This window comes from Agriterribacter humi (assembly GCF_009192765.1).
Classification (GTDB): domain Bacteria; phylum Bacteroidota; class Bacteroidia; order Chitinophagales; family Chitinophagaceae; genus Agriterribacter; species Agriterribacter humi.
This window is the reverse complement of record NZ_VOHQ01000009.1, coordinates 15,118-29,328: the sequence shown is the minus strand read 5'-3', so window position 1 is coordinate 29,328 and position 14,211 is coordinate 15,118. Positions and strand designations below refer to the sequence as shown.

At 41.7% G+C, this 14,211-nt stretch carries 14 protein-coding genes; 7 read left to right on the top strand and 7 right to left on the bottom strand.

The genetic code is table 11. The annotated features are described in order from the left end of the window. Positions 1–135: 135 nt before the first annotated feature. The 6 genes from FRX45_RS15250 (at position 136) to FRX45_RS15225 (ending at position 5,412) form a co-directional block, all read left to right on the top strand. Positions 136–1,107, top strand: a complete 972-nt coding sequence (locus tag FRX45_RS15250) for a M23 family metallopeptidase (RefSeq protein ID WP_152269312.1) — start codon at positions 136–138, stop codon at positions 1,105–1,107. 51 nt (positions 1,108–1,158) lie between these two features. Next, positions 1,159–1,758, top strand: a complete 600-nt coding sequence (locus FRX45_RS23595; protein ID WP_226805400.1) for a MerR family transcriptional regulator — start codon at positions 1,159–1,161, stop codon at positions 1,756–1,758. A 197-nt stretch (positions 1,759–1,955) separates the two neighbouring features. Further along, positions 1,956–2,561 carry a L,D-transpeptidase family protein gene (locus FRX45_RS15240; RefSeq protein ID WP_152269311.1) on the top strand — a complete coding sequence of 202 codons (606 nt, stop codon included), beginning with the start codon at positions 1,956–1,958 and terminating at the stop codon, positions 2,559–2,561. 433 nt (positions 2,562–2,994) lie between these two features. After that, entirely contained in the window at positions 2,995–4,164 is a 1,170-nt protein-coding gene (locus FRX45_RS15235) for an N-acetylmuramoyl-L-alanine amidase (protein WP_152269310.1), read from the top strand. Positions 4,165–4,280: 116 nt separating this feature from the next. After that, positions 4,281–4,598: a Dabb family protein gene (locus FRX45_RS15230; protein ID WP_152269309.1), complete on the top strand. Its 318-nt coding sequence runs from the start codon at positions 4,281–4,283 to the stop codon at positions 4,596–4,598. A 268-nt stretch (positions 4,599–4,866) separates the two neighbouring features. Continuing rightward, positions 4,867–5,412 carry a DNA-3-methyladenine glycosylase I gene (locus tag FRX45_RS15225; protein WP_152269308.1) on the top strand — a complete coding sequence of 182 codons (546 nt, stop codon included), beginning with the start codon at positions 4,867–4,869 and terminating at the stop codon, positions 5,410–5,412. A gap of 1 nt (position 5,413) precedes the next feature. Here FRX45_RS15225 and FRX45_RS15220 read toward each other — a convergent pair whose 3' ends face one another. Then, entirely contained in the window at positions 5,414–6,199 is a 786-nt protein-coding gene (locus FRX45_RS15220) for a hypothetical protein (protein WP_152269307.1), read from the bottom strand. Positions 6,200–6,359: 160 nt separating this feature from the next. On the opposite strand from FRX45_RS15220, the gene FRX45_RS15215 reads away from it, so the two are divergent. After that, positions 6,360–7,385 (top strand): transglutaminase-like domain-containing protein, encoded by a 1,026-nt coding sequence (locus tag FRX45_RS15215; RefSeq protein ID WP_152269306.1) that lies wholly within the window; start codon positions 6,360–6,362, stop codon positions 7,383–7,385. A gap of 26 nt (positions 7,386–7,411) precedes the next feature. Here FRX45_RS15215 and FRX45_RS15210 read toward each other — a convergent pair whose 3' ends face one another. From FRX45_RS15210 to porV, 6 genes are all read right to left on the bottom strand, one after another. Next, positions 7,412–8,713: a DUF3748 domain-containing protein gene (locus FRX45_RS15210; protein WP_152269305.1), complete on the bottom strand. Its 1,302-nt coding sequence runs from the start codon at positions 8,711–8,713 to the stop codon at positions 7,412–7,414. Between the two features lie 180 nt (positions 8,714–8,893). Continuing rightward, positions 8,894–10,177, bottom strand: a complete 1,284-nt coding sequence (locus tag FRX45_RS15205; protein ID WP_193311718.1) for a murein hydrolase activator EnvC family protein — start codon at positions 10,175–10,177, stop codon at positions 8,894–8,896. Between the two features lie 82 nt (positions 10,178–10,259). Beyond that, positions 10,260–11,072 (bottom strand): DUF4292 domain-containing protein, encoded by an 813-nt coding sequence (locus FRX45_RS15200; protein WP_152269303.1) that lies wholly within the window; start codon positions 11,070–11,072, stop codon positions 10,260–10,262. Positions 11,073–11,096: 24 nt separating this feature from the next. Then, on the bottom strand, positions 11,097–11,543 hold the full coding sequence (gene dut, locus FRX45_RS15195) for a dUTP diphosphatase (RefSeq protein WP_152269302.1): 447 nt from the start codon (positions 11,541–11,543) through the stop codon (positions 11,097–11,099). A 391-nt stretch (positions 11,544–11,934) separates the two neighbouring features. Continuing rightward, positions 11,935–12,414 (bottom strand): 2-C-methyl-D-erythritol 2,4-cyclodiphosphate synthase, encoded by a 480-nt coding sequence (gene ispF, locus FRX45_RS15190; protein ID WP_152269301.1) that lies wholly within the window; start codon positions 12,412–12,414, stop codon positions 11,935–11,937. Positions 12,415–12,707: 293 nt separating this feature from the next. Further along, the gene (gene porV, locus FRX45_RS15185; protein WP_152269300.1) at positions 12,708–13,865 is read right to left on the bottom strand and encodes a type IX secretion system outer membrane channel protein PorV; all 1,158 of its coding nucleotides are present in this window, start codon (positions 13,863–13,865) and stop codon (positions 12,708–12,710) included. Between the last annotated feature and the right edge of the window lie 346 nt (positions 13,866–14,211).

The window sequence follows — 14,211 nt, the reverse complement described above, 5'->3', positions numbered from 1 at the left end:
GCACCGTTATATTTTTTGTGGCGTTTGGATGTTTAAATTTTATATTTGCCTTTACCCGTAAAACCGGGGCCGAAGGTAGTTAAATTATAGCTGGATTTTATACGCTGAATAAAGCCGGCAACAGATACCTGCTTCATGAAAAAAATAAAGTATTACTACAATACCAACTCACTCCGTTACGAAAAACTGGTAACCCCTCTGCGGGTAAAACTCCTGCGCATACTGGGCTTTTTAGCCGGGGCCATAGTAACCGCTTTAATTATAGTAGTAATAGCCTTCCAGGTAATAGATTCTCCCAAAGAAATGATGATGCGGCAGGAAAATAACCGCATAAAGGAGGATTACCGTTTGTTGAATGCCAGGGTAAGAACCATGCAGCAGCAGATGGTTGAACTGGAAAAAAGGGATAATCATGTGTACCGTGAAATATTTGAAGCCAATCCTATACCAGATAGCGCAAGGGCAAAAAGCCTGGAAAAACAGCAGGAAGTGCAGTTAGCGGAAAGCATGGAAGATAACGAGCTGGCTTATTCCATTGCCGCTACATTAGATAAGATGATGAACCGGATCGCTTTCCAGAAAAAATCTTACGAAGAAATTGAGGCAATGATCAGGAATAAGGAAAAGATGCTGGCCGCAACACCGGCCATTCAACCGGTGAGCAATAAGGATCTCAGCCGGATCGCTTCCGGTTTTGGTTACCGGATAGACCCCGTGTATAAAACTGTAAAAATGCATGCGGGGCTTGATTTTGCCGCGCCGCAGGGAACGCCTATTTATGCTACGGCAGATGGCGTGGTGCGGTTAGCCGGCAATACAGGTAATGGTTATGGTAATCATATTATTATCAATCATGGCTATGGTTATGAAACCTTATACGGGCACCAGTACCGTATTAAAGCCAAAGTGGGACAAAAAGTGAAACGTGGCGAATTGATAGGCTGGGTAGGCAGCACAGGTAAATCTACCGGGCCGCATCTGCATTATGAAGTACATAAAAACAAGCGGCATATTGACCCTATTTATTTCTTTTATAATGATCTTACCCCTGAACAATTTGACCGGATAGTGAAAATGGCCGCCTCGGGCAACCAGAGCTTTGATTAAATGTTGATAATTCCCGGCATCATTTTTTCTGCATACCGTTAATTTAGCAGTATGTTTAAGCAATTAGACTTGTTCGGATCCAAAGTGGAAGAAGAGCAGAAAATTAAACCTTCTTCACCCGCAAACGCTGATAAACAGGACTTGCCTGTTGTTGCTAAAACAGAAGTGGCGGCCGATATGGATGAGGAAATTCAGCCCCCTGCTGAAGAAAATGGTGCCGCCAAAAATAAAAAAGCCACTGCACAACCCACAAAAAAAGGCAAAAGAGGCCGAAAATCAATTAAGGAAATGGACGCAGAATCCGCTATGATCAGCATACCGGATGATGAATTGCTTTTTAAGAAGCAATATTATAGTATTGGTGAAGTGGCAGAAATGTTTAGCCTCAATACTTCTTTATTGCGTTACTGGGAAACAGAATTTGACATTTTAAAACCACGGAAAAACCGGAAAGGCGACAGGCATTTTCGCCCGGAAGATATTAAAAATCTTTCTCTTATTCATCACCTGTTGCGGCAAAGGAAATATACCATTGAAGGCGCAAAGGATTACCTGAAAAAAAACAAATCAAAAGCACAGCAAAACTTCGAACTCATACAACGTTTGGAAAAGCTCAGAAGGTTTTTACTGGAGCTCAAAGCCGGACTTTAATATTTCTGATGGCATCATTATTCAACAGCTATGATTTAACAGGTTGTATAGTAAATTGCAGAATAGATAGCATTTATTAAAAAAAGAATAACAATTAACGGCTTTTAATTTGTGGTATAACAAAAGTCAAAGAAATGAGTAAGTGGAAATATTTAAACGCTGCACTCGTTTTTTAAAATGCTTAATTGTTGATTAGTATGAATAATCCCGTCCGAATCCTTTTTTCATTTTTGACAATTGGAATGTGCTTTGGTTTTCAAGGCATTAAAAACAAAAAACCCGCTTTAGCCGGGGTGCTTTCAGCAGTTTCAGATACTTCTGCGGTTAAGGATAAAAAAAAGGCGGCCAATACACCCGTCAGTTCTGCTTACCGTTTGGTAATAAAAAAGGGCGCTTACGAAATGACCCTTTATGATGATGAAGGCTGGTATGGCACCTACCCGGTTGTTTTTGGTAATAAAAGCCAGGCCGATAAACGCATGGAAGGCGACAGGCTTACACCTGAAGGACATTTCAGAATTGTAGGCAAAAAGATCCATAAGCAGTGGGGCAAGTTTCTAATGCTGGATTATCCAAACAAAGAAAGCTACGAAAAATTTAAAGTGCGTAAAGCATCAGGTGTAATACCTAAAAAGGCCTCCATAGGTGGCGGAATAGGTATTCATGGAACACGTCCGAATGAAGAATGGGTGATTGACAAATACATTAACTGGACCGCCGGTTGTATTTCTGTACGGTACAGCGACATGGATGAGTTGTATGATATGCTGCCCATTGGCACAGAAGTGATCATTGAGAAATGATAATGCTGGAGAGAACAAAATAATAAGAACCAAAAAATAAGAACCAAACCTGTTTCCCCGAGTGGATTAAATCCGAAAACTAAAATTTGAAATCCGAAGAGGGCTATCAGCTTTCAGCAAAGCAAAATAGGAGCTATGAGCAATACCCCTGTAACATGCACCCCTGTAACCTGCATCAACCTCAAATCCTGCCTTTCCTGTTATCAAAAGCTAAATCATTTATCGTTTAAGCCCGCATGCCTGCCCTTGCGCACCGAAATAGTTATCATACGTATAAAAAAGAAAGGCCTTGCAGCGAAAACCTGCCAATAACAATCTGTAAAGATGTGCTTACTTCATTCCGTGAATGTGATAACATAACGGATTCAGAGAAACCCCACACTGCCTGCCGTGGGGTTTTCTTTTTATATAGCGTTTGCTTTATCTTCAACCGATGAAAAAAACGCTTTTAAATTTTTTGCTCTGTTTACCACTTCTTGCTGTTGCACAGGATACCACAAAAGCGATGATGGTACAAACTGTTGGCAAACTCCCTTTTTTAAAATATGGATTGGGTGAAGACCGTTTGGGCGGTGCAAAAATGACCTACCTGGATTCGGGCGTAGTAATGCGGGTAGTGGATTCTGTGAACACCGATTATAAAGTGCGGCTCTCTGAAAATCATTTTGCATATATCGCTAAAGTCAATACACAATGGCTGCCATGCAAAGCGCCGGCGCCGTATCATCTTACATCAAGCTGGCGGGTATACGGGGATGATCAGTTCGATTATGTTACCATTGGCCTCGATGAAAGATTACCCTATCGCAGTATACAGCAAATCGGCCCTTCCCGTATTGTAGTGGATATTTTCGGGGCCAATTCCAATACGAACTGGATATCGCAATTCAAATCAGCAAAAGAAATCAAAAATGCCTGGTATGAACAAGCAGATGATGATGTGATGCGGGTATATATTGAATTAAAGCATGAGCAGCATTGGGGTTATCATATCGGGTACGACAGCACAGGGAAAAAGCTGGTGATACGTGTAAAACGACAGCCCGGAGATCTGAATATCCGCAAACTTAAAATTGCTATTGATGCAGGCCACGGAGGTACAAACATTGGTGCTGCAGGTGTAACCAGTAACATAATGGAAAAAGCGTACACGCTTAAAATTTCGCATGCATTAAACAAATTGTTGAAACGGAAAGGGATAACAACATATATGACCAGGGAAAAGGATACAACCCTCAGTATGGTGGAACGGGTGGAAATGCTGAGCACCGAAAACCCCAGTCTGCTGATAAGTATTCACCTCAACTCTTCGGGTAATATGCTTATAAAAGGAACGAGTACATATTACCGTTATATTGGTTTCCGAAGCCTGTCCCAATCTATACTTCGGCGTATGCTGGAACTTCCGTTAATGGAAGCAGGTAACGTAGGCGGTTTCAATTTTGCCCTGAATGGTCCAACGGATTATCCGAATTGCCTTGTAGAAGTGGCTTTTTTAAGCAATATGGACGATGAAAAAATGATACTGGATCCGCGGTTTCAGAATGCTGTAGCTAAAAAAATATACAGGGGTATAAAAGACTGGCTGAAAGAAATGAAATAAGCTTTTCATAAAATTTACCCATGCATAAAATTTCGCATCGTAAGTTTGTTCATTAAAACACTAAAACGGCCCCCGCCACTGTAATAACGGCAGGCGCTATTGTAAATACACAAGCTATGAGTGATAACAGTATTTTTATTCACCACGTTTATTTCTGGCTGAACAAGCCGGAAAGCAAGGAAGATTTTGAAGAACTGGTAGCAGGATTGAGAAAGCTCTCCGCCGTTAAAACCATTAAAACCTTTTACATGGGCAAGCCTGCCGACACCAACCGCGATGTGATAGACCGGTCGTATTCCGTTTCATGGCTGCTGCTGTTTAACAATAAAGCGGACCAGGATAGTTACCAGACTGATCCCATCCATTTAAAATTTGTTGACGAATGCAAGCACCTTTGGAAAAAAGTGGTGGTGTACGATACCGTAAATGTTTGAGAACGTGGAGCAACCCATGAGATTTGCGGACAGCAATTGCAGGGTGGGGAAAACCTCATAGGTTTAAAGAGAGGCAGCCAGGCCCGTCCGAATGGCTCATCCGGGCGGACGACAGGCTGGTGTGAAAAAGGAAGCAGGGTGTAATGAGAAGAAAGAGAAAAGCAGTGAAAGAAGGAGTATTCATCCTGTCGTTAGTAGTAAACTCACTGAAAGCTAATTGCTGATCGCATATATAGCATTATACTCACCACACCGTATATTTTATACCATGAGCTATTGCAGTTATATAAACGGATTAAGCGCTGCGGAAGAAAATGTGCACAGGGATTATCACAATAACCACTACGGATTTCCTATTGAGGATGATAATGAATTGTTTTGCCGTTTAATACTGGAAATTAACCAGGCGGGCTTAAGCTGGACTACCATTTTAAAAAAAGAACAAGGATTCCGGAAAGCCTATCACAATTTCAATATTGCCCGTATTGCAAAATATACAGACAAGGATAGGGAACGGTTGCTGAATGATGCCGGCATTATAAGGAACCGTTTGAAAGTGAATGCGGCTATTGAAAATGCCAAAGCCGTTGTTCAGCTTCAAAAAGAATTTGGTTCATTCAAAAGCTGGATAGAACATCATCATCCTAAAACCAAAGAGGAATGGATGAAGATTTTTAAAACTACATTCAAATTCACCGGCGGTGAAATTGTAAATGAGTTTCTTCTCAGCACAGGATATTTACCCGGCGCACACACTGCTGATTGCCCTGTATATAAAAAAATAATAAAGAGCAAGCCTGCCTGGAACAGGTAAGTCATCGGCCCTTCATGGCTTCCGCTATAGCATCTTCTAAACTAAAATAAAGTCCAACTGTATACCTGGAAGGATTATAATGCCATGCCACACCTGTAATCTCCTGCGCAAATACCATCTGCAATTGTACTTTAAGGAATTTGTACCCGGCTCTTACCGTAAAAGAAGGTTCAACAAATGTATAATTGGAATTATCAATGCGGCGTCCGCTGCTGTTGATAAGGTTTTGCTGCAGAAGATAATCGTTGCTCATTCCTTTTGCATTAAAATTATCGTACTTCAGGTTGATGAAACGAAGGTTAAATACGGCATCAAAAGCAGGAGAGCGAACACCTATACCGGGTTGTATAAAAAAACGCTTCATCCGCATGTCAACATCACTTCTGATCTGCCCGGTTCCATAGCCCACATAGCAGTCTGTAACCATTTTAAATTTGTTGCCTTTGGCGTAATATCCTCCCACGCCAAATTCAAGTAAATGCGCTTTGCCCTCCACATTACCATTCATAGCATCGGGATTATCAGGGGTATAGCCATAAGTGCTGTAATTGGCAATAATGCCCAGGTGCTTTATTGGCGAAACGGAACCCTGCAGATCAAAAACATAACGGTTGCCTTCATAGTCGCCGCTGTTGCCCCCTATGCTTCCCGCTACATTCAGGTGCGCCTGCCCGCCATCTGTAAACAAAGGCGCATTTACCCCATTGGGTTTATAATAATAGCGGTTGCAACTGCTTCCCGCTACAAGAATGATCATGCTGAAAAATAAAATGTATTTTTGTTTCATAACGAAGGTTTTGTAAGGATGCTTCACACCCTCATTTTATAGGATATATGGTTTTTGATGAACATAGTTTTAGCTTATCTTCATATTAGAGATACCCATACTTATTTTCATTTTTGTTGGCCCAGTTGTATTTTTATCTATATATTTTCAATATTTAAATATGCAGCAGCAACCAGGTAATTTGTTTCCCAAAGGCGCGTGTTCATACAAATGGTATGTAACATTATTAGCGGCCTGTTTTATTGCATGCAGTGGCTATGCCGGTACTATTCAACCACGTACACTAACATTTACCTATACCTGCCATATTACGAATATTCCTTCCGGTGCCAGGCAATTGAACTGTTGGATCCCTGTTCCCTCTTCTGATGAACGGCAAACAGTAGAGTTATTGCCGGTATTGGACTCCGGAAAAATAACTACTGAACACAAATACGGCAACCGGATGTATTACAGGCAGATTGCATTTGACAGAGTAAACGTTAAAGACAGCCTAACTATTACCTTAAGTTATAAAATAAAATTAAATGAAAAGTCGGTACCGGAGGCCAAAGCTCTGGCAAGCCTGCCTAAAGCCGGAAATAGTGATTGGATGAAGGTTTATTTAACCAGCAACAGGTTGATCCCCCTTGATGGACCCATTGAAGCCCTGAATCAGCAATTGCAATTGGAAAACGAACCCATTAGGGCGGCGCGACAGATATATGATTATTTGATTGACAATATGGTTTACAATTATAAAGCACCGGGTGCGGGAATAGGTGACGTACGGTGGGCCTGTAACAGCAAAACGGGCGATTGTTCTGATTATCATTCTATTTTTATTGCGCTGTGCCGGTCGCGGGGTATTCCGGCTGATCATGTTTTTGGTTTGCCATTGAGAGCTGCGCAGGGTAAAGGGAAAGCAAAAGACTGGCACTGCTGGGCCAGGTTTTACGTGGAAGGGCCGGGCTGGATTACTATTGATGCGTCTGAGGCCGACAAACATCCCGAACTGCGGGATTATTTATTTGGAACACTAAGCGACCTGTATCTTACTATTTCACATGGAAGAGATGTGGTGCTTGAGCCCGCCCAACAAGGACCGGCATTGAATATCTTTGCCGATCCGTATGTTGAAATAGATGGTAAACCTTACACCGGGGTTAAATGGGAAGGTGCTTTTGAAGCATTGAACCAAAATTAGTGCTCTGCAGTCTGCTCAATTTTTATCTATTGTTCCTTCAGCAAAAATACCTGAACATATCTTTGCGCTCCTTTCTTTACCCTGCGGTTGAAAGCTAATGCTTTCCCATTGTTCGACCATATTGCCGCCCCGAATGGAGCATCTTCATCAGAACTGGTTGGCGTTAGCCTTTCGGACAAATGGTTTTTTATACCGGTGACGTATACACTATTATCTGCTATATAGGAAACATAAGCATCATCGGGGCTTATATTGATGGGTCCCTGGATAGAAAAATCATTAAATGTGATCTGACTGATCGCTCCTCCATTTGGCGAAACGCCAAAAACCTGGACAATTCCTTTGGGATCTTTTGCCATAAATAATATTAGCGTTCCATCGGAGGTGGTGCGCAACCAATGCCTGGGTCCCTGAATACCCTGCTGGGTATAGGTTATTCTTCTTTGCAAAACGCCTTGCGGGAGATTAGGTCTTGTGCGGGCAGTACCTTCCAAAGGACTGCCAGGTGAAGCTTTGGTTATATCATCCGGAATGTCGGTTACAAAAACTTCGGCTATTGTTTCATTCTTTTCATCGCGTACATTTCCCTGGAAAGCAATAGCCCGGTGTTGCCAGCTTCCATCTGGTTTTTGATATCCTTTTCTGCCAATCCAGCCCTCGTCAAATGCTTTCTCAATTTCATCACTCCCTGGTTTGGGATTTTCTGTAACCTTTGCCACTACTGCCGAAAAATATTCACCATTATTATTCTCCATTGTACCATCATCCGGAACTGTTACTTTTTCAGGCATCATTACAGCAATGGTCCTTAAATCTTTAACCGTGGAATCAGTTTTGGCCAACTGTTCCATAATATAATCATTATAGGTGAAGCTTATCCATTGCCCGTCGCCGCTCCACGAGTGGGCGTGTGTTCCTCCCCGTAAGGCTCCGGGTGTAAAAGGTAGTACAATATTGCGGGCATCCATAAATACAGGCTCAAAAGGCTTAGCGGTATGAATGGCTACCCCCGTGCGGCGGGTAAAACCATAGGGATTATTTTGGCTGGCATTGCGGATGCCGTGAATGAATAATACAGTTTGATCAACCGGTGAAAAAGTAGCAGCGCCAACGCCGGGGCCATATGGTGTTTGATTCTGAGTACGGTACAAGGGGGTTATCTCACCCGTTTTTGCGTTTGCCATTTCAATGCGGCCCGTTACGCCAATACCGCCATCATCATTGCGGGTATCATATACAATCCATTCATCATCGGGAGAAAAAACCTGGGTTGAATTTAAAAAATGGCCGTAGCTGTCATTGGTAAGCTGCGTTTCAGTAAAGTGCATTGGCTCGTTGATTTTTTTATTTGAGCAGGAAGCCATCAAAAAAATACCGCAAAAAGCCAACAGCAGGATAATTCTATTTGGCCTGTACATAGCAGGTATAGAGGTTAATAATTAGGCTGGATACTATCATAAGGAGAAAAATTTGAAAATCACTCCCTTTCGCCACATGTCATTCATGCCCTATCTTGGTTTTATCCAGTCTTCGGGATTAAGATATTTGGGATTGTTACCTACCACCACGGTTACAACAAAAAGAACTTTGCCTATGCCGTCTTCATCTTCCGATTCAGCGGCTTTGCCAAGCACTTGTCCCAGTTTTATTTCCTGGTCTTTATTAACAGTTATACCGATGAGATTATAATAAGTAGTAAGGTATTTACCATGCCGTATGGTTACGGCAGACACAGCGCCAAAACTGTGTACGGAAGATACGGTGCCTTCATATACAGCCTTTACGGGTGCACCAATATTTGTTTGAATGTAAACCCCGATATTGTCTTCAAATAACCGGGTTCCTTCTATTTTATGCCTGCCAAAGGGCCCGGTAATATCTCCCTTGGATACCGGCCAGGGAAGTTTACGGCGGTTATTTTCAAAGCCTACTGAAACCGCGGTTACTTCGGGTGTATTTTCAAGCTTATTTGCCGCGCGGGAGCTGGTACTTGCAGCAGCAACAGGCTTACTGCCGCCTGCAGCTTTAGCGGCGGCTTCTCTTTTTGCCCGCTCTGCTTTTTCCGCTTCCATTATTTCTCTTTTAATAATGGCAGCAATTGAATTTTTAATATTATTCTCTAACTTCCTTTTTGAAGTGAGCTGTTTGTCCAGCTCTCTTTCCTTAAGCTTCAGCTTGGAAACAACGGCGTCTTTTTGCTTCTTTTCCTCTTCCAGCTTCTGCATTTGCTGGCTTTGCACAGCAAGCGTTTGTGTTTTGAGGTTTTTATTTTCGGCAAGCGTCTGGTTTTTTTGAGCCAACAACAATTGGGTTTGATGGATATTATCTACCTGTTTCCCCCTGTATTCACGGTATGCTTTCAGGTAGGTAATTCTTTTGATGGCATCGTTGAAGCTAACAGCGGAAAAAATGAAGTTGAGCATGTCGTAACTGCTCCTGTTTTTATAGGCGTATTCAATCGTTTTGGCATACTGGGCTTTAAGCGTATCCAGCTCATTTTTTAAACGTGCTATTTCCCTGTTATTGGTGTGAATATCATCATTGATCAGACGTACCTGCCTGTTAATGGTTTCTATAACAGCATCCCTTTTCTTAATGAGGTTACGTATGCGGGCCAGTTGTCCCAGGCTTTCCTTTTTATCTTTTTTGATGCTACTTTGCGATTTTCTTAACTCCTCAATCTCCTGTTGTATTTGTTTCCGCTGGCTTTCTAATTCATCTTTTGATTGTGACCAGGATGAAATTTGTAACCCGCAAAGTAAAACGAACAGTAAGAAAAAGAATTTGCGCATGCCTGAAATTTTATATGATGTAAGGGATGGTACTGCAAATAACGATGGTATAGGAATGTGATTGTACTGAATTTTGTTAAAATTATTTTGTACTGTAATTACGGGGTATATTAAAAGGATAGCTGAGGGGCTCATTAAATGCTACCTGTTTGTATTCAAGACTTACATCCAGCCTTGTTTTTTCGGCTACGGCAATTTTTCTGCTGGTGGAAAAAAGCCTTCCATTTATCGTAACGTAATCATTATAGGTGAAATCGGCAGTACGGCTGCGTACAACATCTGCATCATCCAGTTTACTATGTAATACAGCAAAATCATACTTTCGCAAAGCAAGCAAATGTTTAAAAAAGTCGCCCATCGTAGATAATGTAATTGAATTTTCCCTTTCCTTATACATAAGCACACGTGTGCTGTCTAAATATACAGGGTTGCCCACTATTAAGTCTTGTAAGATATAAAAATCTACCGGTAGCTGTATAATTTCCCTGATATATTCCACAGAACGATGTTGTACATTCTTGTCTAACTTATCCATCACCTTTACACTGTCCGGCGTAATAAAAACCCTGAAAGCTTCAATGCCAAATGCAGCGTTTATAGATATCCATATGATGCTGTCTTTTTGAATACGCACAAATGCATTGAAATCATAATTCCTTTGTTTATTGTCTTTATACTGCACTTTTATTTTGGAAGAAAAAGTATTGAAGTCAATATGATTGGCTTTTATTTTTTCGAATGTTTCATGCACCAGCCTGGCCGAATCGGTTTCTGCCGGGTTTAAAAGCACAGTAACGATGGTATCTTTTTTACTGATAGCTGATTGTAGTTTTTTTGAGCTGCGGCAACTGCACAATAGAGCGATAAAGAAAAGTATGGTAATAATAAACCGCATGATCGCTTTTGCTTTTTAGCTGAATTAATTTTTTCCTGTATGGCCAAAACCTCCTTCATTCCTGGAGGTAACGCTTATTTTTTCTGTTGCCTCCCACTGGGCCTGTTCTACCCGCTGAACGATTATTTGAGCGATCCTGTCTCCGGGTTGAATGGACTGGGGTTCATTGGAAAGATTAATAAGAATAACTTTTATTTCACCACGGTAATCCGAATCTATAGTGCCCGGTGTATTTAAACAGGTAATTCCTTGTTTAACAGCCAATCCGCTGCGTGGGCGAACCTGTATTTCGTACCCTTCGGGTATTTCAACAAAAAGCCCTGTAGGGATCAATGAACGTTCCAGGGGTTGTAAAATAACCGGCGCCGGAAGAAATGAGCGGATATCCATACCGGATGCTCCCGGGGTGGCATACACGGGCAGGGCATTATCAGATTGATTGATAATCTTAATAGTGAGTGTTGCTGACATGCGGCAAAAATAAGATTATTTAGCTATAGGCTGTCAGGTATCGGCTGTCAGCTTTCAGGTGAGCGGCTACTAATGACAGACTGAATGCTCCTTATACAGACTATATGCATTCCCCTGCGAGCTTCTGTGCCACTGTCTCTCTGTGGTTAAGAGTCTCACGGTTTTGGATTTTTTTATTTGTAGTTTATCGTTTATGGTTTATAGTTGCATTTCGCTTCGGATTTAGAACTTCCGGCTTCGGATTTCAACTTTACGATTTGATTTTTATCCGCCACGGCGGACAGGCCTGCCTGCCCTATGCAAGTTTGGTTCTTGTCTTTTGGTTCTTGGTGTTTTGTATTTACCCGCTCACTTCTCTCTTCTCTCTTCTCACCAATTCACCATTCACCATTCACTTCTTCCTCAGCAATACCGTTGCATAGGCCATTAATCCTTCTTCCCTTCCGGCAAAGCCCATTTGTTCGGTAGTAGTGGCTTTAACCGAAACATCCTTAACCGTAAGCTGTACAATACGCGCGATCGTTTCGCGCATTTGCAGTACATAGGGCTTTATTTTAGGAAGTTCTAAGCAAAGGGTGGAATCAATATTTACAATAACATATCCTTCTTTTTGAATTAATGCAAAAGTTCGCTCCAGCAGAATTTTACTGTCAATATCTTTAAATTCCGCGGAAGTATTGGGGAAATGAACGCCAATATCACCTAAACACAAAGCGCCCAGCATGGCGTCACAAATGGCATGCAGCAATACATCGGCATCACTGTGCCCCAGCGATCCTTTATGATGGGGGATTTCAATTCCGCCTATCCATAATTTTTTTCCTTCAGCCAACTGGTGAAAATCTACTCCCAATCCTATTCTGTACGACATGTTTTTTTTGCTAAAATAAAAAGAAAGACCCAGGAGGCAGCATATATTCTCATAAGCTCCCAGCAATCAGCCGCCGGCAATCGGCTATTGAGGTATCAGGTATGGAGCCCTTTTGATTGCTGGTTTGTTGATTTCTGATTTATTTGGCTCCCTGGCTTTATCTTCGGATTTCGAAATTGAGCTTTCGGGCTTTATCCGCCCCGGCGATTATTGAAGGTGAACAGGCAATAGGCAATAGTGAATCGCGGTTTACTCCCTTCATTATTCACTATTTCACCTCTCACATATTACTACTACTCTCCGGTCCCTGTTTCCATGTTGCCATCAAGGTTAAACAGCAGGCTGAAACGAATTGTGTTAGAAAGCGGGTTCCTGTTTACGCCATTTCCTGAAGGCAGGAGATAAGAAAAATTGAGCCCGAAAATATTATAATTGATACCCACACCGAGGGTAACATAACTTCTTTTTCCCATATTGGCGCTTTCGCCATAATAGCCTGCTCTTAAAGCAAACTGGTCATTATACATATACTCTCCGCCAACAGAATAAGCAAGCGCGTTATTGCTGAAAGACTTGAACCAGCCGGTTACCACGCCATCGCTGTTATAATTTGCATAGGCAATTGAATCTTTAGACTGGTCGCCGGTTGATCCCGGAGGCGCCGGAACAAGTAATTTATTAATTTCTCCGCTGAGCGTTATTTTATGCACTTCGTTGCTGACCCACGTATGCCCTGCTCCTATACCGAAATTGGCGGGGATAAAATTTTTCTGTGTGGCATCCGAAGTATACGATATCCTTGAACCCAGGTTGGTAAATGCTGCGCCAATATTCCATCCCTGTCCTTCTTCATTGGCTGTTGTATAGTACAATCCAATATCTCCTGCCACAGCAGTACCCGCTTTATAAGAAACGCCATTTGAAGACGCTCCGCCTGCCAGGTTGGAATAAATATAACGAAGCGCAACACCTAAAGACAATTGATCAGATAATTTACGGGAATAACCAAGATCCAGCCCAAACTCCCTGGGGTTAAACTGGTTCAAATCATTGCCCAGAGCGTCTGTAAACTGTATATTACCCAGGCTAAAATATCTTAAGGAAGCGGAAATAACCTGTTGTTCATCAAACTTATAATACCCGGCCAAAGAAGCCAGGAACACATCATTAAGCCCCAGGTCCTTTAACCATGGAGTGTAGGTGAGTCCAATACCGGCGCTACTTTTCATGAAAGGATACTTGGCAACATTATAAAATTGCGAATTGATATCCGGAGTTGTAGATATGCCCATATCTCCCATTCCACCTGCACGTGCATCGGGTGAAATACGCAAAAAAGGAACCGCAGTAGTAACAATGTTTATGGGTTCGGCACTTTGCGCAAAAGTGCTGGCCGATATCCCAATAAGCAGCAGGCCGGCAACAGAAAATCTCCTCAATGAATGTTTCATCAGAAATTGTGTTTGATTGAAAATGAATAAAGAAGTAGCATTTTATTCAATATTCGGAATCTGTTTAATGTGTTTTGAAATTGATTTGCAAAGTAAGGCAGTGTTTTTTGTTTTTCAGGGCTTTTCTTCATCAAATTGTTAACATCCCTTCAAAAACCGGGCTCATTTAACTATTATCATATCTCATTCCTGTTAAACCTTTCTTACAAACGGGGTAAAAAAATAATTATTGTTTTGTATATGATTTTCACCACTTTGGCGCAATAATAGATAGTGTTTCGTAAGTTTAGCATTTAATAAACACAACAGGTATACCGGCATTTTTGTAAAGTAATTAAATTGCATG